The following is a 20,182-nucleotide window of genomic DNA, read 5'->3' as shown; positions in this document are numbered from 1 at the left end:
ATGTTAGCGGCGTCAGGAACCTCCCGACAGCGGGATATAAACATGGCAGAGGGGAAGCAAAAGGGGAAGAGAAAAATCAAAAGGCCAGCCAGCCGCTGACCTTACACATTATCGTTCGATAATTTGCGACACATCGTCGCGATTGATCTGCATATTATTACCTTGCTGATCGCGGTAGCTGACCAGACCGGTATCATCGTCGACTTCGGGTTTGCCGTCGGTCAGGATCATGCGACCGTCTTTGGTCGCCATGACGTAATCGCTACTACAACCAGAAACGGCAAACGCTAAACCAACAGCCGAGATTATCACTGCCCATTTTTTCATTCTTATCACCTCACCTGGTTCGTGTTAGTTCTTAGTGTAGTAATAACTGCTGAGACGGTTTCCCGAAAGAGGGAATATCTTAAAAAACGGGCGATTTGTTAAAAACATCACAATTCAGGCCAAAAAATCAGGTATTCAGCAAAAAATGTCGTGCCAACAGGGGGCCCGTGAAGTTCTTTTTCAAGTAAAAACCGCGTGGAAGGGTCAAAATCGGCTCGCCGCGTGCGCCAATCGCCTCGGTAAGGGCTTTACTGTTTGCCGCCTTTGGCCGTAGCTGCAGCACCTCACCGTGGCGAGCCGTAATCCGCTCGACCTGACCGAGCACAATCATGTCCATCAGCTCTTCCCAGTCCAGCCGCAGCTGGTGATCCTCTTCTTCATCCGGGCTCCAGATTAACGGTGCGCCGACGCGACGTGACGCCAGCGGGATCGCCCGATCCCCTTCGACCGGCACCCACAGCACGCGCTTAAGCTTATGCCGCACATGGCTACTTTCCCACGTAATCCCTGTATTGCCGGTGAGTGGTGCCACGCACACAAACGTTGTTTCCAGCGGCCGGCCCTGGCTGTCGACGGGAATGGTCTTCAGCTCCACGCCCAGTGCGGCAAAATCCTGCTCAGGCTTGCTGCCTGCGCTGGCCCCTAACCACAGTTCCAGTAGAACCCCTGTCCAGCCTTTATCACGTTTGAGATCCGGGGGAATAGGCATACCTGCAAGGGCGGCCAGCTCCCCCAGCGAGTAACCCGCCAGACGTTGTGCCTGCTGCAGTAAAGCCGCTTCCGTTTCGGGAGGAGAGGCCATCGGGACGAGGGGAAGCATGATAATTTATCCATTGGTTAAAAAATGAGCACTAGTTTTCCACCGCACAGACAGAGTTTAACTTTTTCTTTTTGCTTGTTACAGGCTGATGATTTATATATCTTTTTAGACAGTATTTTGTTGCGAGCAGCCGATTGTGCTTCAGGTTGTTCAAATCTGGTCACTGGCAATAAACAGGATCTTACCCCTACTTATCCACAGAAAAGTGGGATAACTGGGAATAACCCCTACTACTGTTTCCATTTACAGCCTTGACGTGCGATGAAAATCGAAAAATTCGACAAAATGTGACTAACTTATTGGCACAATCTGTGGATAAAACCGACGCTGTTCGATCTTTCATCAATGCGCAGATCTTAAGAGTGAGCTGTATCACACTATATGTTGTTTGTTGCAATTTTATAACGCTAACTAAATGAAATATAAAATTTTATTAAGTTAAGAAAATTCTGCATTATCCTGGGCGGTTTAGGTTGTCCATGGGTAATCACGAACTTCTTCACAACTCTATCCACAGAAAAAGTGCATAAAATTGCGCTTCTGATCGTCTGTCTGTTTATAACTATGATGATAATTGTGAGTTATTCAAATGTTATTCGGCTCCAGGCCCGTAAGAGAGTGGTTTACCGCCTCTCAGGAGTGTGAAACAATCATTCATATATCAGATTTAGTTTGAGGTAGTCCGGTGATTGATGACGATGGCTACCGCCCGAACGTAGGTATCGTAATTTGTAATCGCCAGGGGCAGGTAATGTGGGCCCGGCGATATGGTCAGCACTCCTGGCAGTTTCCCCAAGGGGGAATTAACCCGGGAGAGTCCGCAGAGCAAGCGATGTATCGGGAGCTGTTCGAAGAAGTTGGCTTAAGCCGTAAGGATGTCCGCATTCTGGCTTCGACCCGCAACTGGTTGCGTTACAAGTTACCGAAGCGTTTGGTGCGTTGGGACACAAAGCCGGTATGTATCGGCCAGAAACAGAAGTGGTTTCTTCTGCAATTGGTGAGCAGCGATGCGGAAATCAATATGCAAACCAGCAGCACGCCGGAATTCGATGGCTGGCGCTGGGTCAGCTACTGGTATCCCGTTCGTCAGGTCGTGTCGTTTAAGCGCGACGTTTACCGCAGGGTGATGAAAGAGTTCGCAAGTGCTGTGATGATGCTTCAGGAGGCTCCTCCTAAGCCGCAGATCGCACCTGCCTGGCGACGTAAAAGAGGTTAAGCTACGCACATTATGCTCACCCGCCTGCGTGAAATAGTCGAGAAGGTGGCCAGTGCTCCACGGCTCAACGAGGCGCTGGATATTCTGGTCACTGACATCTGCCTTGCGATGGAAACCGAAGTCTGTTCGGTTTATCTGGCCGACCATGACCGCAGATGCTATTACCTGATGGCGACGCGCGGCCTGAAAAAACCGCGTGGTCGTACCGTCGCGCTCGCCTTTGATGAAGGCGTAGTGGGCCTGGTCGGGCGTCTGGCTGAGCCCATCAACCTTGCCGATGCACAGAAGCACCCCAGCTTTAAATATATTCCTGCAGTAAGAGAAGAACGCTTTCGGGCGTTTCTTGGTGTGCCGATTATCCAGCGCCGCCAGCTGCTTGGCGTGCTGGTGGTCCAGCAGCGTGAACTGCGGCAATACGACGAAAGCGAAGAGTCTTTCCTCGTTACGCTGGCCACGCAAATGGCGGCGATCCTCTCCCAGTCTCAGCTGACGGCGCTGTTTGGTCAGTACCGACAGACGCGTATTCGTGCCTTACCTGCATCACCCGGCGTGGCAATAGCTCAAGGCTGGATGGATGCCACCCTGCCGCTGATGGAACAGGTTTACGAAGCGTCAACGCTGGATACCGCGCTTGAACGCGAGCGTCTGACCGGCGCGCTGGAAGAGGCAGCTAACGAGTTTCGCCGCTACAGCAAACGTTTTGCCGCCGGTGCACAGAAAGAAACCGCCGCCATTTTCGATCTCTACTCCCACCTGCTTTCCGATGCCCGACTGCGTCGGGAGCTGTTTGCCGAAGTGGATAACGGCTCGGTCGCCGAGTGGGCGGTCAAAAAGAGCATCGAGAAATTCGCTGAGCAGTTTGCCACTTTAACCGACGGGTATCTTAAAGAGCGCGCCGGAGACCTGCGCACGCTGGGCCAGCGCCTGCTTTTCCATCTCGATGACACCATTCAGGGGCCAAACACCTGGCCACCGCGCTTTGTGCTGGTGGCCGATGAGCTTTCGGCCACTACTCTTGCGGAACTGCCGCAGGACAGACTTGCCGGGATTGTGGTTCGCGATGGTGCGGCCAACTCGCACGCCGCCATTATGGTGCGCGCGCTGGGGATCCCAACCGTCATGGGCGCGGATATCCAGCCGTCGGCCTTGCATCACCGTACGCTGGTGGTGGACGGCTATCGCGGCGAGCTGCTGGTTGATCCTGAGCCGGTTCTGCTGCAGGAGTACCAGCGGCTTATCAGCGAAGAGAACGAGCTGAGCCGTCTGGCAGAAGACGACGTTAACCAACCTGCAGCGTTGAAAAGCGGCGAGCGGATCAAGGTGATGCTCAATGCCGGTCTTAGTCCGGCGCATGAAGAGAAGCTTGGTGGGCGCATCGATGGCATCGGTCTTTATCGCACCGAAATCCCGTTTATGCTGCAGAGCGGCTTCCCCTCGGAAGAGGAGCAGGTGGCGCAGTATCAGGGCATGTTGCAGATGTTCAATGACAAACCGGTGACGCTGCGTACCCTGGACGTCGGCGCGGACAAACAGCTGCCGTACATGCCGATCAGCGAAGAAAACCCTTGTCTGGGCTGGCGCGGCATTCGCATCACCCTCGATCAGCCGGAGATCTTTCTCATCCAGGTGCGCGCGATGCTGCGCGCCAATGCCGCGACGGGCAATCTCAGCATTCTGCTGCCGATGGTAACCAGCATTGACGAAATCGACGAAGCCCGACGGTTGATCGAACGTGCCGGCCGCGAAGTCGAAGAGATGATCGGCTACGAAATTCCGAAACCCCGGCTGGGGGTGATGCTCGAAGTCCCGTCGATGGTCTTTATGCTGCCGCAGTTGGCCAATCGCGTAGACTTTATCTCGGTGGGCACCAACGACCTGACCCAGTATATGCTGGCGGTGGATCGCAACAACACCCGCGTGGCGAGCATGTACGATAGCCTGCACCCGGCGATGCTGCGGGCGCTGGCGATGATTGCCCGCGAGGCGCAAACCCACGGTATCGACCTGCGTCTGTGCGGTGAGATGGCGGGGGACTCCATGTGTGTGGCGATCCTGATTGGCCTCGGCTTCCATCATTTGTCCATGAACGGACGCTCCGTAGCCCGCGTGAAGTACCTGCTGCGCCACATTGATTTCGAAGAGGCACAACTGCTGGCGACCCGCAGTCTTGAAGCCCAGCTGGCAACCGAAGTCCGCCATCAGGTGGCGGCCTTTATGGAGCGTCGCGGGATGGGCGGCCTGATCCGCGGCGGACGTTAACCACAGGTCTCCCTCCGCACCGGGCTGGGGGAGACAAACGTGCGACGTCTCTATACACATCTTTTACATCTCGGGCGCATTCTCCACGCCTGCGTGTGCTATGATTCGCAACTTTGGAGCGCAGGCAACCCCTCGCGCACTTCTTTACCGCTGTCCACTTTCAGCGGAATAACAACATCTTGTGGTGACAGATGAACAGTGGCTATCTGCATTTTCCGGAATTCGATCCGGTCATTTTCTCAATTGGACCCGTAGCGCTTCACTGGTATGGCCTGATGTATCTGGTCGGGTTTGTCTTTGCTATGTGGCTGGCTGGCCGTCGCGCCAAACGCCCTGGCAGCGGCTGGACCAAAGACGAAGTTGAAAACCTGCTGTACGCAGGCTTCCTCGGCGTCTTCCTGGGTGGACGTATCGGCTATGTGCTGTTCTACAACTTCCCGGTGTTCATGAGCGATCCGCTCTATCTGTTCCGCGTCTGGGATGGCGGCATGTCCTTCCACGGCGGCCTGATTGGCGTCATCCTGGTGATGGTGATCTTCGCGAAGCGCACCAAACGCAGTTTCTTCCAGGTGTCTGATTTTATTGCGCCATTGATCCCGTTTGGGCTGGGTGCTGGTCGTCTGGGCAACTTCATCAATGGCGAACTGTGGGGCCGCGTCGATCCGAGCGTATCGTTTACTATGCTGTTCCCGCAGTCGCGGGCAGAAGATATTGCCCTGTTGCCTTCACATCCCGAGTGGCAGTCTATTTTCGACACCTACGGTGCCCTGCCGCGCCATATGTCACAGCTGTATGAGATGGCGCTGGAAGGGGTGGTGCTGTTTATCATTCTGAACCTGTTCATCCGCAAACCGCGTCCGACGGGCTCTGTGTCTGGCCTGTTCCTGATTGGCTACGGCGCGTTCCGTATCATCGTGGAATTCTTCCGCCAGCCGGATCAGCAGTTCACCGGTGAGTGGGTGCAGTACATCAGCATGGGGCAGATCCTCTCTATTCCGATGATTGTCGTGGGTATCGCGATGATGGTCTGGGCGTATCGTCGTCCACAGCAACAGGTCTCCTGAGTCATCATGAAACAGTATCTTGAACTGATGCAAAAAGTGCTCGATGAGGGCACGGCGAAAAATGACCGCACCGGTACCGGTACGACATCCATTTTTGGCCACCAGATGCGCTTCAACCTGCAGGAAGGCTTTCCGCTGGTGACAACCAAGCGCTGCCACTTGCGCTCGATTATTCATGAGCTGCTGTGGTTCCTGCAGGGTGATACCAACATCGCGTACCTGCGTGAGAACAACGTCTCTATCTGGGACGAATGGGCTGACGAAAATGGCTCCCTGGGCCCGGTTTACGGCAAGCAGTGGCGTGCCTGGCCAACGCCGGATGGCCGCCATATCGACCAGATCACCACCGTGGTGAACCAGCTGAAAAACGATCCGGATTCGCGTCGTATCATCGTTTCTGCCTGGAACGTGGGCGAGCTGGACAAAATGGCGCTGGCACCGTGCCACGCGTTTTTCCAGTTCTATGTGGCGGACGGTAAGCTCTCCTGTCAGCTGTACCAGCGCTCCTGCGATGTGTTCCTCGGCCTGCCGTTCAATATCGCCAGCTATGCGCTGCTGGTGCATATGATGGCTCAGCAATGCAATCTGGAAGTGGGTGATTTTGTCTGGACCGGCGGGGATACTCACCTGTACAGCAACCATATGGAACAGACCCATCTTCAGCTATCCCGCGCACCGCGTGCGTTGCCGAAGCTGGTCATCAAGCGTAAGCCGGAATCGATTTTCGACTACCGTTTTGACGATTTCGACATCGAAGGTTATGACCCGCACCCGGGTATCAAAGCCCCTGTCGCCATCTGATATTGCAATCCTGACATAACCGGCGCCTTCCGCGCCGGTTTTTTTATGCCCAAATTGTGGTTTTGCGAGCCTGTATCCGGCTCGTTTGCAAGGCCGTGCAAACGGCAAGAAAGCACTGAACCCGTCTCGAAATTCCCATCACTGTGCCTCGAATTGCGTTTCTCCTTCCATCACACTGTCGCCATGAAAAAGGAAAAGGGCTTTACGCTCATTGAAATGCTGGTTGCCGTCGCACTCATCGTTACGCTCAGCGCGACGGGGCTTTATAGCTGGCGACGCTGGCAGCAACAGCAGCAGCTCTGGCAGACGGCGCGCCAGGTGCGCGATTTTCTGGTGGTGCTGCGCAACGACGCCTGGCGATATAACCGGGATCACGTGGTGGCGCTAAAGCAAACCGGCCAACAGTGGTGCTTACTCGAAACGGATATTCCCGTGTGCCAGGGCAACAATGCTTTTGTGCTGGCCCCGCTGTGGCCGGACATCAGCATCACTGAACTCACCCCCGCGCTGGGGTTTTATGGCCTGCGGGATACCGCCTGGGCAGGGCGAATACGCCTGAAAAGCCAGGCCGGTGAATGGTTGATTATCGTGTCGGCGTGGGGGCGCATACGCATGTGCAACGGCAAAGGAGGATTCGCATGCCAGTAGCTCAGCAGGGATTTTCACTGACCGAAGTGCTGGTCGCGATGGCCATAAGCAGCGTATTGCTGATGAGTGCGGCGCGGTTCTTACCGGGTTTGCAGCGGGCAATACTGCTACAGACGCAGCAGCAGGAGCTTGAAGAGGAGATTTGGCTGCGCGTTGCCGGGATCGGTAAGCACCTGCAGCGGGCGGGCTATTGTGCGGGTGACTGCCAGGGTGAGGCGTTGAAAATTGCCCAGGGGAGCGAATGCGTTATTGTTCAGTGGGATGAAAACAGCAATGGCCGCTGGGAGACGACGCCCGCAGGCGCAGCGGAACAGACGGGGTTTCGCCTCAGTGATGGCGCACTGGAGACGCTGCGGGGTGCTACACAGTGCAGCGCCAACGGGTGGGAAAGAGTGACCGACCCCGGCAGGATCACCGTGGAGTATTTTCAGGTACAGCGAGTCCTGCGAGCGGGGTTTGCACCGGAATTAACGATAGTGCTAGGTGCCTCTCTCAAAGGGCAGCACGGCGGTCGGTTTGAAGCCCATCATCGCGTCACCGGGTTTAACTTATGAACCGCCAGCAGGGGATGTCGTCGCTGGCATTGGTGCTCCTGCTGCTCATGTTGGGTAGCCTGATGCTGACCGGGCTCAACCAGCAGCTTGATACCCTGATGCGTATTGTCAGGGCAGACAGTCAGGCCATTTACCATCAGGCGACAGCCCAGTCAGCGCTGGAGTGGGGGAGAACGCTTCCGTGGCCGATGGGTGCCGACGCGGCATGCCAGCAGCATCACCAGCAGCCGTGGCGCGCCTGCCTGCGCATCCTCGATGAGCGTGCCGTACTTATTGCCAGTAGCGGAAGCATCACGCTGTGGCGCGAGGGAAAGGTGACAGCCGAAGGGATTGTCTTTTTACCGCACGGCTGGCGTGATTTTTGCCCGCTTAAGGAGCGTGCGCTGTGTCAGCAACCGTAGCGAAACAGCAGGGGTTTAGCCTCGTGGAAGTTTTACTGGCCATGATGCTGATGGTCATCGTCGTCACTGCGCTGGCGGGCTATCATCGTGTATTAGCCAGCCGGTTCGTGGCGCTGGAACAGTACCGCCAGGTCTGGCGTCAGGCCTGGAATCAGTCACAGCTCACGCCTGCAGAAATCCCTGCAGGCTGGCAGGTGAACCGAATGCAGACAACGCCGTCCGGATGTGTCAGCATCGCGGTCACACTTATTTCTCCTCTGGGTCGGCGGGGTCAGATGACACGCCTGCACTGCCCGGTTAGCCAGTAGTTGGGAGCAGCGATGTTAAGGGTCTACCACTCAAACCGTCTGGACGTGCTGGAAGCGCTGATGGAATTTATTGTCGAGCAACAGCGGCTCGACGATCCCTTTGAACCGGAAATGATCCTGGTTCAGAGTACCGGTATGGCGCAGTGGCTGCAGATGTCCCTCTCGCAAAAATTTGGCATTGCCGCCAATATCGACTTCCCGCTACCCGCCAGCTTTATCTGGGATATGTTTGTTCGCGTGCTGCCGGAGATCCCGAAACAGAGCGCATTTAACAAGCAGAGCATGAGCTGGAAGCTGATGTCGCTGCTGCCGGAGATGCTGACGCAGGATGAATTTACCATGCTGCGCCACTATCTTAACGACGATACCGACAAGCGAAAGCTGTTCCAGCTGGCGTCGCGGACGGCGGATCTCTATGACCAGTATCTGGTCTATCGCCCGGAATGGCTGACGCGCTGGGAAGCGGGTGAACGGATTGATGGCCTCGAGCAGGCCCAAATCTGGCAGGCACCGCTGTGGAAGGCGCTGGTCGAACACACCGAAAAGCTGGGTCAACCGCAATGGCACCGTGCGAATCTGTACGATCGTTTTATCACCACGCTGGACGCAGCAACCGAGACGCCCGCCGGGCTGCCGTCCAGAGTCTTTATCTGCGGCATTTCCGCCTTACCGCCGGTCTACCTCAAAGCGCTGAATGCGCTGGGCAGACACATCGATATCCATATTCTGTTCACCAATCCTTGCCGCCATTACTGGGGGGATATTCAGGATGCCCGCTGGCTATCCCGCATCGTGACGCGCCAGCGCCGCCGCCTATTTGATGAGCGCACGGTACCGCTGTTTAAAGACAGCAGCACGGCGGAGCAGCTCTTTGATGACGCGGGCGTGCAGAACTTACCGAATCCGTTACTGGCCTCGTGGGGAAAACTGGGCCGCGACTATATCTACATGCTTTCAGAGCTCACCGCTTCCGGTGAAGGGGATGTGGATGCCTTTGCCGATATCACCCCGGACAGCCTGCTGCATAATGTGCAGCTGGATATTCTGGATCTTGAGAAACGCTCGGTAGAAGGCATTAACGCTAAGGAGTTCGCTCGCAGCGACCGCAAACGTCTGCTTGATCCCGACGATCGCAGCGTGACGCTGCACCTTTGTCACAGTCCGCAGCGCGAAGTCGAAGTGCTGCATGACAAACTGCTGGCGATGCTGGAAGACGATCCTGAACTCACGCCGCGCGATATCGTGGTGATGGTGGCCGACATCGACAGCTACAGCCCCTATGTTCAGGCTGTGTTCGGCAGCGCCACGGGCGATCGCTATCTGCCGTTTGCCATATCAGACCGACGTGCGCGCCAGTCGCATCCGGCGCTGCAAGCTTTTGTCAGCCTGCTCTCCCTGCCGGACAGCCGCTTTGTTCCCGAAGACGTGCTGGCGCTGCTGGATGTTCCGGTACTGGCGGCCCGCTTTGATATTGATGAAGATGCCCTGCGCTACCTGCGTCAGTGGGTTAATGAATCGGGCGTGCGCTGGGGGATGGATGACGACAACGTGCAGGAATTTGACCTGCCGGTCACCGGTCAGCACACCTGGCAATTTGGCCTGACGCGTATGTTGCTCGGCTATGCCATGGAGAGCAGCCAGGGCGAATGGAATGCCGTCCTGCCGTATGATGAATCCAGCGGGTTAATCGCCGAGCTGGTGGGGCATCTGGCCTCGCTGTTGATGCAGCTTAACCGCTGGCGACGCGAGCTGATGCAGACGCGGTCGCTTGAGGCCTGGCTTCCGGTTTGTCGCGAAATGCTCAATGACTTCTTCCTGCCGGATCAGGAAACCGAAGCCGCGATGGCGCTCATCGAGCATCAGTGGCAGGCCATTATTGAAGAGGGTATCGAATCACACTATGGCGAAGCGATCCCGCTGTCGCTGCTGCGTGATGAACTCACCCAGCGGCTCGATCAGGAGCGGATCAGCCAGCGTTTTCTGGCCGGACCGGTCAATATCTGCACCCTGATGCCAATGCGCTCTATTCCCTTTAAGGTTGTCTGCCTGCTGGGCATGAACGATGGAATCTACCCGCGCGCGCTGTCGCCGCTGGGCTTTGATTTAATGAGTCAAAAACCGCAGCGCGGCGATCGTAGCCGTCGGGATGACGACCGCTACCTGTTCCTCGAGGCGCTAATCTCCGCCCAGCAGCAGCTGTATATCAGCTATATCGGCCGCTCTATTCAGGATAACAGCGAGCGCTTCCCCTCCGTATTGGTTCAGGAGCTGGTCGACTACATCGGGCAAAGCCATTACCTGCCGGGCGACGAAGCGCTCAACTGTGATGAAAGTGAACGGCGGGTGAAAGCGCATATCACCTGCTGCCATAGCCGGATGCCGTTTGACGCGGTGAACTATGAACACAACGAGCAGCAGAGCTACGCCCGGGAATGGCTCCCGGCGGCGAAGCGAGAAGGGGTGGCCCACAGCGATTTTATCCAGACTCTGGCGCCAGGGCAGTTTGATACCCTGGCGTTTGAGCAGCTCCAGCGCTTCTGGGCCCATCCGGTGCGCGCTTTTTTCCAGATGCGTCTGCAGGTTAACTTCCGCTCCGAAGAGAGCGAGATACCGGATGAAGAGCCCTTTACCCTCGAGGGGTTAAGCCGCTATCAGCTTAACCAGCAGTTGCTGAATGCGCTGGTGGAGCAGGAAGACGCTCAGAAGCTGTTCCGTCGTTATCGCGCGGCGGGTGAGCTCCCTTACGGAGCCTTTGGCGAAATCGCCTGGGATGCCCAATGTCAGGAGATGCAGGCGCTGGCAGGAAGGGTGATTGAGTGCCGCCAGCCGGGCAAAAGCATGGAGATCGATCTTCACAGTAACGGTATCAATCTGACGGGCTGGCTGCAGCATGTGCAGGCGGACGGGCTGCTGCGCTGGCGGCCATCGATGCTCAGCGTTTCGCAAGGTCTGCAACTTTGGCTGGAACACCTTGTCTACTGTGCGAGCGGCGGTGAAGGTGAAAGCCGGTTGTTCGTGCGCAAAGACGGCGAATGGCGCTTCCCGGCGCTGCCCGCCGAGCAGGCGATGGAGTATCTCTCACTGTACATCGAAGGCTTTAAGCTGGGGATGAATAAACCGCTGCTGTTGCTGCCAGAAAGTGGGGGGGCGTGGATTAAAACCTGTTATGACGCCACGAATGATGCCATGTTAACGGATGAGGCCACCCTGCAAAAAGCGCGCAGTAAATTTTTGCAGGCCTACGAAGGAAACATGATAGTGCGGGGAGAAGGGGAGGATGTCTGGTATCAACGCCTGTGGCGAACCCTTGAGCCAGAATACGTCGATACCATTACCGAAGAGGCCCGACGCTACCTGTTACCGCTGTATAGATTTAATTAGTCCTGACGTCTGTATAAAAATTGCGCAGATTTGGGCATTCATTTATGATGCCCATCTTGTCATGGACTGATGTACCGCCATTAAGAGATGCTGGCTTGCCCGGCACGAAGCGTGTTAATGATGATGTCCGTGATGAAGAGGTAGTGAATGTCAGGCAGCACCTTATTTAAAACGTTGGTTTTGTTCGTCGCCCTTTGGGCACCCCTCAGTCAGGCAAATACCGGTTGGCAACCCGTTCAGGAAACGATTCGCAAAAGCGATAAAGATACCCGCGAGTATCAGGCGATCCGCCTTGATAACGGGATGATCGTGCTGCTGGTGTCCGATCCCCAGGCCGTCAAATCCCTGTCGGCGCTGGTAGTGCCGGTTGGTTCGCTGGAAGATCCTGACTCTCATCCTGGCCTTGCGCACTATCTCGAGCACATGACGCTGATGGGCTCAAAGAAGTATCCGCAGCCTGACAGCCTTGCCGAATTTTTAAAAATGCACGGTGGCAGCCATAACGCCAGCACCGCGCCGTACCGTACTGCCTATTATCTTGAAGTGGAAAACGATGCGCTGGAAGGCGCAGTCGATCGCCTTGCGGACGCCATTGCCGCACCGCTGCTGGATAAAAAATATGCCGATCGTGAACGTAATGCCGTGAACGCCGAGCTGACCATGGCTCGCACCCGGGACGGGATGCGCATGGCCCAGGTCAGTGCAGAAACCATCAACCCGGCACACCCTGGCTCGCGTTTTTCTGGGGGTAACCTCGAGACGCTGAGCGACAAACCTGACAGCCCGGTTCTTGACGCGCTGCATGCCTTTCGCGACAAATATTACTCTGCCAACCTGATGAAGGCGGTGGTGTACAGCAACAAACCGCTGCCCGAGCTGGCAACGCTCGCGGCCCAGACCTATGGCCGGGTGCCGAATAAAGATATCGCCAAACCGGAAACCACCGTTCCAGTGGTGACTGATGCGCAGAAAGGGTTAATCATTCACTACGTTCCCGCGATGCCGCGCAAGGTGCTGCGCGTCGAGTTCCGTATTGATAACAACACCGCCCAGTTCCGCAGCAAAACCGATGAGCTGGTGACCTATCTGGTCGGCAACCGTAGCCCCGACACGCTCTCCGACTGGCTGCAAAATCAGGGACTGGTGGAAGGTATTCGCGCCGACTCCGACCCTGTCGTCAACGGCAACAGCGGCGTACTGGCGATCTCTGCCACCTTAACCGACAAAGGGCTGGCTCACCGCGATGAAGTTGTCGCGGCCATTTTTAGCTATCTCTCGCTGCTGCGTGAAAAGGGCGTGGACAAACGCTACTTTGACGAGCTGGCGCACGTGCTGGATCTCGATTTCCGCTATCCATCGATCACCCGCGATATGGACTATGTCGAGTGGTTGGCTGACACCATGATCCGCGTGCCAGTCGCGCATACGCTGGATGCCGTTAACATCGCGGATCAGTATGATGCCGACGCGGTAAAAGCCCGCCTGGCGATGATGACGCCGCAGAATGCGCGTATCTGGTATATCAGCCCGAACGAACCGCATAACAAAACCGCCTACTTTGTGAATGCCGAGTATCAGGTAGACAAGATCAGCGAAAAAACCTTCGCGGACTGGCAGCAGAAAGCCGCCGGGATCGCGCTTAAGCTGCCGGAGCTGAACCCCTATATTCCGGACGACTTCACGCTGATCAAACCCGTCAAAGACTATCCACAGCCACAGCTGATTATGGATGAGTCCAACCTGCGCGTGGTTTACACCCCGAGCCGCTATTTTGCCAGCGAGCCGAAAGCCAACGTCAGCATGGTGCTGCGTAACCCACAGGCGATGGACAGCGCCAAAAATCAGGTACTGTTTGCTCTCAATGATTACCTGGCCGGGATCGCGTTGGATCAGCTTAGCAACCAGGCAGCGGTAGGTGGCATCAGCTTCTCCACCAATGCCAACAATGGCCTGATGCTCAATGCCAACGGCTACACCCAGCGTTTACCGCAGCTGTTCCAGGCGTTGCTGGAAGGATATTTCAGCTATACCGCGACAGATGACCAACTGGCGCAGGCGAAATCCTGGTATGCCCAGATGATGGACTCTGCCGAGAAGGGCAAAGCCTTCGACCAGGCCATTATGCCGGTCCAGATGCTGTCGCAAATTCCGTATTTCCAGCGTGAAGAGCGCCGGGCGCTGCTGCCTTCCATCACGCTGCAAGAGGTGATGGCGTACCGTGCAGCCCTGAAAACCAACGCCAGACCGGAGTTTCTGGTGGTCGGTAATATGAGCGAAGATCAGGCCAAAACGCTGGCGCAAAACGTCCGTACGCAGCTGGGGGCTAACGGGAACGAATGGTGCCGCAACGAGGATGTGCTGGTCGATAAACAGCAGAACGTCATCTTTGAGAAAGCAGGCAGCAGTACCGATTCTGCACTGGCAGCGGTGTTTGTCCCGACGAGCTATGATGAATATGCCAGCTCGGCGTACAGCGCGGTGCTTGGGCAAATCGTTCAGCCGTGGTTCTACAATCAGCTGCGCACCGAAGAGCAGCTTGGCTATGCGGTGTTTGCCTTCTCGATGAACGTTGGCCGCCAATGGGGGATGGGCTTCCTGCTGCAAAGCAGCGATAAGCAGCCAGCCTTCCTCTGGGAGCGTTTCCAGGCCTTCTTCCCGCAGGCAGAAGCGAAGCTGCGGGCCTTAAAGCCTGAAGAATTTGCTCAGATCCAGCAGGCCGTCATTACGCAGGTGACGCAGCCACCGCAAACCCTGGGTGAAGAGGCCTCAAGGATCAGCAAAGATTTTGATCGCGGCAATATGCGCTTCGATTCGCGTGATAAAGTAGTGGCCGAGATCAAACAGCTCACGCCGCAGAAAGTGGCCGACTTCTTCCATCATGCGGTGATTGCCCCGCAGGGGATGGCCATCCTGTCGCAGGTGTCCGGTAGCCAGAGTAAGCAAGCCACCGACACCCCACCGAAAGGCTGGACCGTCTGGAAGAGCGTGAGTGAATTGCAGCAATCTATGCCCAGGAGCAAGAACGAATGACCGATACCGCTGAGTCCCTTGACCCCCTACGTTTACCGTTACAGGGGGAACGATTAATAGAGGCCTCAGCGGGAACCGGAAAAACCTTCACCATCGCGGCACTCTATCTGCGACTGTTGCTCAAACTGGGCGACAGCGCAGCCTTTTCCCGCCCCCTGAGCGTGGAAGAGCTGCTGGTGGTGACCTTCACCGAAGCCGCCACTGAAGAACTGCGCGGACGTATCCGCGCCAACATTCATGAGCTGCGCATCGCCTGTCTGCGACAAAGCACCGATAACCCCTTATATGCCCGTCTGTTGGATGAAATCGTCGATAAACAGCAGGCGGCGCAATGGCTATTGCTGGCCGAACGGCAGATGGACGAGGCCTCGGTGTTCACTATCCACGGTTTCTGCCAGCGCATGCTCAGCCTCAATGCTTTCGAGTCCGGGATGCTGTTTGAACAGCAGCTGATTGAAGACGAGTCAGCCTTACGCTATCAGGCCTGTGCGGACTTCTGGCGTCGCCACTGCTACCCGCTGCCGCGCGATATTGCCGAAGCGGTACACAATCAGTGGAAAGGCCCGGAAGCGCTGCTGCGGTCCATCGATCGCTATCTGCAGGGGGAAGCCCCCGTCATCAAATCGCCACCACCGGCGGATGAAACGCTGGCCTCGCGCCATCAGAAGATCGTCGCCCTTATCGCCGGGATGAAACAAAAGTGGTCTGACAGCGTGGGTGAAATCGACGCCGTTATCGAACGTTCTGGCATTGACCGGCGCAAGTTTAACCGTGGCAATCAGGCAAAATACGTGGAACGCCTCTCCGCCTGGGCGCAGGAAGAGAAGCACAGCTATCAATTGCCCGACGCGCTGGAAAAGTTCTCCCAGACTTTCCTCGCGGAACGCACCAAAGCGGGTGGCGAGGTGCCGGAACATCCTTTGTTTTCTGCGATCGATACCCTGCTGGCCGAACCCCTGACCCTTAACGATCTGATGATCACCCGCGCGCTGGCGGAGATCCGTGACGCGGTCGCACGTGAGAAGCGCCGTCGCGGAGAGCTGGGTTTTGACGATATGTTGAGTCGTCTCGATGCCGCCCTGAACGGTGAGAACGGCGAGGCGCTGGCTGCGGCGATCCGCGGTCGTTTCCCGGTGGCGATGATTGATGAATTTCAGGATACCGATCCCCAGCAGTACCGTATTTTCCGCCGCATCTGGCGTCAGCAGCCGGACACCGCGCTGCTGCTGATTGGCGATCCCAAACAGGCAATCTATGCGTTTCGTGGCGCGGATATCTTCACCTACATGAAGGCGCGGGGCGAAGTCGCTGCCCATTACACCCTCGACACCAACTGGCGCTCGGCGCCGGGCATGGTCGAGAGCGTGAATACCCTGTTTTCACAGATGAACGATGCTTTTATGTTCCGTGAGATCCCTTTCCAGCCGGTAAAATCCGCCGCCAAAAATGCCGGACTGCGCTTTGAACTGCAGGGGGAGACCCAGCCCGCGATGAACGTTTGGCTGATGGAGGGCGAAGGGTGCGGCGTCGGGGATTATCAAGCCTTTATGGCCCAGCACTGCGCGGCGCAAATCCGCGACTGGCTGAGCGCGGGCGTGCGCGGCGAAGCAATCCTGTATCGGGGCGATGAAGCCCAGGCGGTGAAAGCGTCCGACATTACGGTGCTGGTGCGCAGCCGTCTGGAAGCCGCGCTGGTGCGTGACGCGCTGACCCTGCTGCACATTCCATCGGTGTATCTTTCGAACCGCGACAGCGTATTTGAAACCCTGGAAGCGCAGGAGATGCTCTGGCTGCTGCAGGCGGTGCTGGCACCTGAGCGCGAAAGCACGTTGCGCAGCGCGCTGGCAAGCTCGATGCTCGGCCTTAACGCGCTCGATATCGACATGCTCAACGACAGCGAAGATCGGTGGGATGAGGCGGTGGAAGAGTTCACCCGTTACCGCGATCGCTGGCAGAAGCGCGGGGTTATGGCGATGCTGCGCGACATTATGGCCCGGCGCAACATCGCCGAAAACATGCTGGCTACCGCCGGGGGCGAGCGCCGGCTGACCGATATTTTGCACATCAGCGAACTGCTGCAGGAGGCGGGAACCCAGCTGGAGAGCGAACACGCTCTGGTGCGCTGGCTGGCGCAGCATATTGCCGATCCGAACAGCAACGCTTCCAGCCAGCAGATGCGCCTTGAAAGCGACAAGCATCTGGTCAAAATCGTCACCGTTCACAAATCGAAAGGGCTGGAGTATCCGCTGGTGTGGCTGCCGTTTATTGCCAATTACCGCGCGCAGGATCAGGCGTTCTATCACGATCGTAAAACCTTTGAAGCGGTACTCGACTTAAGCCAGGCCGACGACAACATAGAGCTTGCCGAAGCCGAACGACTGGCGGAAGACTTACGCCTGCTGTACGTCGCGCTGACGCGATCCGTATGGCATTGCAGCTTAGGTGTCGCGCCGCTGTTTCGCCGTCGCGGCGACAAATCGGGTGAGAGCGATTTCCATCTGAGCGCGCTCGGGCGGCTGATCCAAAAAGGTGAGCCGAAAGACGCGGCGGGCCTGCGCCAGTGTCTGCAAACCCTGTGCACTGACGCCATTGCGCTGCAGGTGGCCGGGGTCGCCGACACGGCCCGCTGGCAGATGCCGGAGCCGTCAACCCCGGATCTGCAGGCGCGGCAGATTACCCGCGTGCTGTACGATGACTGGCGGGTGACCAGCTACTCCGGTTTGCAGCAGCATGGACACAGCATCGCTCAGGATTTGATGCCGCGGCTCGATGTCGATGCCGCAGGCGTCGGTGACGTGGCGCAGGAGCCGGAGCTTACTCCGCACCAGTTCCCGCGTGGCGCGTCGCCGGGCACCTTTTTACACAGCCTGTTTGAAGCGCTTGATTTTACCCAACCCGTCTCCCCGGAGTGGATGCTGGAGATGCTGCAAAAGGGCGGCTACGACGCCCGCTGGGAGCCCGTTCTGACCGAATGGATAAACCAGGTGCTGCAGGCGTCGCTTAACGAAGAAGGGATCGCCCTGAACCAGCTGCGTGAAGTGGACAAGCAGGTGGAGATGGAGTTTTATCTGCCCATCGCCGGACCGCTGACTGCTGATGCGCTGGACGCCCTGATCCGCGAGTATGATCCGCTATCGCAACACTGCCCGCCGCTCGATTTCCGCCAGGTGCGCGGGATGCTAAAAGGCTTTATTGACCTGGTGTTCCGCCATAACGGACGCTACTACCTGCTGGACTACAAATCCAACTGGCTGGGGGCAAACAGTGAATCCTATACCCCGCAGGCAATGGCCAGGGCAATGCAGTCCCATCGCTATGATTTGCAATATCAGCTCTACACCCTGGCGCTGCACCGCTACCTCCGCCACCGCATTGCTGACTACGACTATCAGCAGCATTTTGGCGGCGTTATCTACCTCTTTTTACGTGGGGTCGACGGCAGCGCGCCAGGCGCAGGATGTTTTGCGACTCGCCCGGATGAAGCACTCATTGATCGCATGGATAGCCTGTTTTCCGCCAGCCTTGAGGAGCTTGCGCAATGACGATGCAGAAACTGTTACTGGAAGCCGTGGAACAGCGGGTGCTGCGTCGTCTTGACGTGCAGTTCGCAATGATGGTGGCGGGGAACGATGAACCCGCGGTAATGCTGGCGGCAGCGATGCTAAGCCGCGATGCGGGAGAAGGGCACGTCTGCCTGCCGCTGTCGCAGCTGCGGGTAGAGGCGAAAACCCCTGCGCTGCTACAGGCCTGTTTTGCGTTGCACGACGACAATCTTGACTGGTCGCAGACGCTGCTGCGCTCGCCGGCCGTCAGCGTCGGGGACTTACCCACGCCGCTGGTGCTGATTGGCGACAGGCTTTATCTCAACCGGCTGTGGCGCTACGAACGGGCGGTGGCCGGGTTCTTCAATGAAGCCAACCAGCCGCTGGTGCACGACAGGGGTGACATGCAGCGCACGCTGAACGCGCTGTTTAGCTCGGACGAAGCCGTCAACTGGCAAAAAGTGGCGGCAGCGGTGGCGTTAACCCGCCGCATCTCGGTGATTTCTGGTGGGCCGGGAACCGGCAAAACCACCACCGTCGCCAGGCTGCTGGCGGCGCTGATCCAGATGACGGGGGAAGGGCGGTGTCGCATCAGGCTGGCCGCCCCCACCGGGAAAGCTGCCGCACGTTTGACCCAGTCGTTGGGCGGGGCGCTGCAAAAGCTGCCGCTAAACGACAGCCAGCGCAAGCTGTTCCCGACCGAAGCCAGTACGCTGCACCGTTTGCTTGGCGCGCAGCCCGGCAGCCAGCGTCTGCGCTACCATGCCGGTAATCCGCTGCATCTGGACGTGCTGGTAGTAGACGAAGCCTCGATGATCGACCTGACGATGATGTCGCGTCTGATCGACGCCTTACCGTCCCATGCCAGGGTGGTTTTCCTTGGCGATCGCGATCAGCTGGCCTCCGTGGAAGCGGGGGCGGTACTGGGGGATATTTGCACCTGGGCCAGCGCGGGCTTTACTGCCCAGCGTGCGCAGGAGCTGTCTGAACTGACCGGGTGTCACATAGAGGGCAACGTCAGCCCGGTCGCTGGCGCGCTGCGCGACAGCCTGTGCCTGCTGCAAAAAAGCTATCGTTTTGGCAGTGATTCCGGTATCGGCAAGCTGGCGGCGGCGGTGAATCGCGGCGATCGGCAGGCGATGCGCGCGGTGTTTGACGGTGGGTTCGACGATATCGAGAAAAAACAGCTGCAGAGTGGCGAAGAGTATCTGGCGATGCTCGAGGATGCCCTGCTGGGCTACCGGTATTTTCTCGACACCGTACACCAGCAGGCCCCGGCAGAAGAGGTTCTGGCCGCATTCGGACGTTATCAACTGCTGTGTGCCTTACGCGATGGGCCCTTCGGCGTTGCCGGGCTCAACGAAAGGCTGGAGCAGGTACTGGTGCAAAAACGACGAATCAGCCATCAGCCGTATTCCCGCTGGTTTGAGGGGCGACCGGTGATGATTTCACGCAACGACAGCGCACTGGGGCTGTTTAACGGCGATATCGGGATTGCGCTGGATCGCGGTCAGGGCTTGCGCGTCTGGTTCCAGATGCCGGATGGCAGCGTGAAGTCGGTGCAACCCAGCCGCCTGCCGGAGCATGAAACCGCCTGGGCGATGACGGTACACAAATCTCAGGGCTCTGAGTTCGATCATGCGGCGCTGATACTGCCGGTGCAGATGTCACCTGTGGTGACGCGGGAGCTGGTGTACACCGCTATCACCCGCGCCCGTCAGCGGTTGTCACTGTATGCCGATGAAGGTGTGCTGGCGCAGGCCGTCACAACGCGTACCGAGCGACGCAGCGGCCTGAGTGCTATTTTCGAAGCGATGTAATTCAGTTAGCC

Annotated in this window: 14 protein-coding genes; 12 read left to right on the top strand and 2 right to left on the bottom strand. The window is 57.5% G+C overall.

Translation table 11 applies throughout. From position 1 onward, the window contains the following. Positions 1 to 108 precede the first annotated feature (108 nt). Positions 109 to 327, bottom strand: a complete 219-nt coding sequence (ygdR, locus tag M8013_RS07300) for a lipoprotein YgdR (protein WP_032613767.1) — start codon at positions 325 to 327, stop codon at positions 109 to 111. A 127-nt stretch (positions 328 to 454) separates the two neighbouring features. Further along, on the bottom strand, positions 455 to 1,147 hold the full coding sequence (gene mutH / locus M8013_RS07295) for a DNA mismatch repair endonuclease MutH (RefSeq protein ID WP_271267131.1): 693 nt from the start codon (positions 1,145 to 1,147) through the stop codon (positions 455 to 457). A gap of 685 nt (positions 1,148 to 1,832) precedes the next feature. Between mutH and rppH the strand changes: the two genes are divergently transcribed. The 12 genes from rppH to recD all read left to right on the top strand — a co-directional run bounded on the left by rppH (position 1,833) and on the right by recD (position 20,171). Next, positions 1,833 to 2,363: an RNA pyrophosphohydrolase gene (rppH, locus tag M8013_RS07290; RefSeq protein WP_271267130.1), complete on the top strand. Its 531-nt coding sequence runs from the start codon at positions 1,833 to 1,835 to the stop codon at positions 2,361 to 2,363. 12 nt (positions 2,364 to 2,375) lie between these two features. Then, the gene (ptsP, locus tag M8013_RS07285; protein WP_271267129.1) at positions 2,376 to 4,622 is read left to right on the top strand and encodes a phosphoenolpyruvate--protein phosphotransferase; all 2,247 of its coding nucleotides are present in this window, start codon (positions 2,376 to 2,378) and stop codon (positions 4,620 to 4,622) included. Positions 4,623 to 4,813: 191 nt separating this feature from the next. Beyond that, the gene (gene lgt / locus M8013_RS07280) at positions 4,814 to 5,686 is read left to right on the top strand and encodes a prolipoprotein diacylglyceryl transferase (RefSeq protein WP_271267128.1); all 873 of its coding nucleotides are present in this window, start codon (positions 4,814 to 4,816) and stop codon (positions 5,684 to 5,686) included. Positions 5,687 to 5,692: 6 nt separating this feature from the next. Further along, complete coding sequence (gene thyA / locus M8013_RS07275; protein WP_271267127.1) at positions 5,693 to 6,487, top strand: thymidylate synthase; 795 nt, start codon at positions 5,693 to 5,695, stop codon at positions 6,485 to 6,487. Positions 6,488 to 6,670: 183 nt separating this feature from the next. Further along, the gene (locus M8013_RS07270; protein WP_271267126.1) at positions 6,671 to 7,135 is read left to right on the top strand and encodes a prepilin peptidase-dependent protein; all 465 of its coding nucleotides are present in this window, start codon (positions 6,671 to 6,673) and stop codon (positions 7,133 to 7,135) included. After that, positions 7,126 to 7,689 carry a prepilin peptidase-dependent protein gene (locus tag M8013_RS07265; RefSeq protein WP_271267125.1) on the top strand — a complete coding sequence of 188 codons (564 nt, stop codon included), beginning with the start codon at positions 7,126 to 7,128 and terminating at the stop codon, positions 7,687 to 7,689. The genes M8013_RS07270 and M8013_RS07265 overlap by 10 nt, the downstream gene beginning before the upstream one ends. Continuing rightward, a complete protein-coding gene (locus M8013_RS07260) occupies positions 7,686 to 8,090 on the top strand; it encodes a DUF2509 family protein (RefSeq protein ID WP_271267124.1) in 405 nt (134 codons plus the stop codon). The genes M8013_RS07265 and M8013_RS07260 overlap by 4 nt, the downstream gene beginning before the upstream one ends. Beyond that, complete coding sequence (locus tag M8013_RS07255) at positions 8,075 to 8,398, top strand: prepilin-type N-terminal cleavage/methylation domain-containing protein (RefSeq protein ID WP_271267123.1); 324 nt, start codon at positions 8,075 to 8,077, stop codon at positions 8,396 to 8,398. The genes M8013_RS07260 and M8013_RS07255 overlap by 16 nt, the downstream gene beginning before the upstream one ends. A 12-nt stretch (positions 8,399 to 8,410) precedes the next feature. Continuing rightward, on the top strand, positions 8,411 to 11,779 hold the full coding sequence (recC, locus tag M8013_RS07250; protein WP_271267122.1) for an exodeoxyribonuclease V subunit gamma: 3,369 nt from the start codon (positions 8,411 to 8,413) through the stop codon (positions 11,777 to 11,779). A gap of 147 nt (positions 11,780 to 11,926) precedes the next feature. Next, complete coding sequence (gene ptrA / locus M8013_RS07245; protein WP_271267121.1) at positions 11,927 to 14,809, top strand: pitrilysin; 2,883 nt, start codon at positions 11,927 to 11,929, stop codon at positions 14,807 to 14,809. Then, complete coding sequence (gene recB, locus M8013_RS07240; protein ID WP_271267120.1) at positions 14,806 to 18,351, top strand: exodeoxyribonuclease V subunit beta; 3,546 nt, start codon at positions 14,806 to 14,808, stop codon at positions 18,349 to 18,351. Before ptrA ends, recB begins: the two co-directional genes overlap by 4 nt. Then, on the top strand, positions 18,348 to 20,171 hold the full coding sequence (recD, locus tag M8013_RS07235; protein WP_271267119.1) for an exodeoxyribonuclease V subunit alpha: 1,824 nt from the start codon (positions 18,348 to 18,350) through the stop codon (positions 20,169 to 20,171). Before recB ends, recD begins: the two co-directional genes overlap by 4 nt. Positions 20,172 to 20,182: the final 11 nt, after the last annotated feature.

This window comes from Silvania confinis, from assembly GCF_025564085.1.
Taxonomy (GTDB): Bacteria; Pseudomonadota; Gammaproteobacteria; order Enterobacterales; family Enterobacteriaceae; genus Enterobacter; species Enterobacter confinis.
Note: the sequence above shows the minus strand (reverse complement) of the source record. Positions and strands in the feature narration are given on the sequence as shown.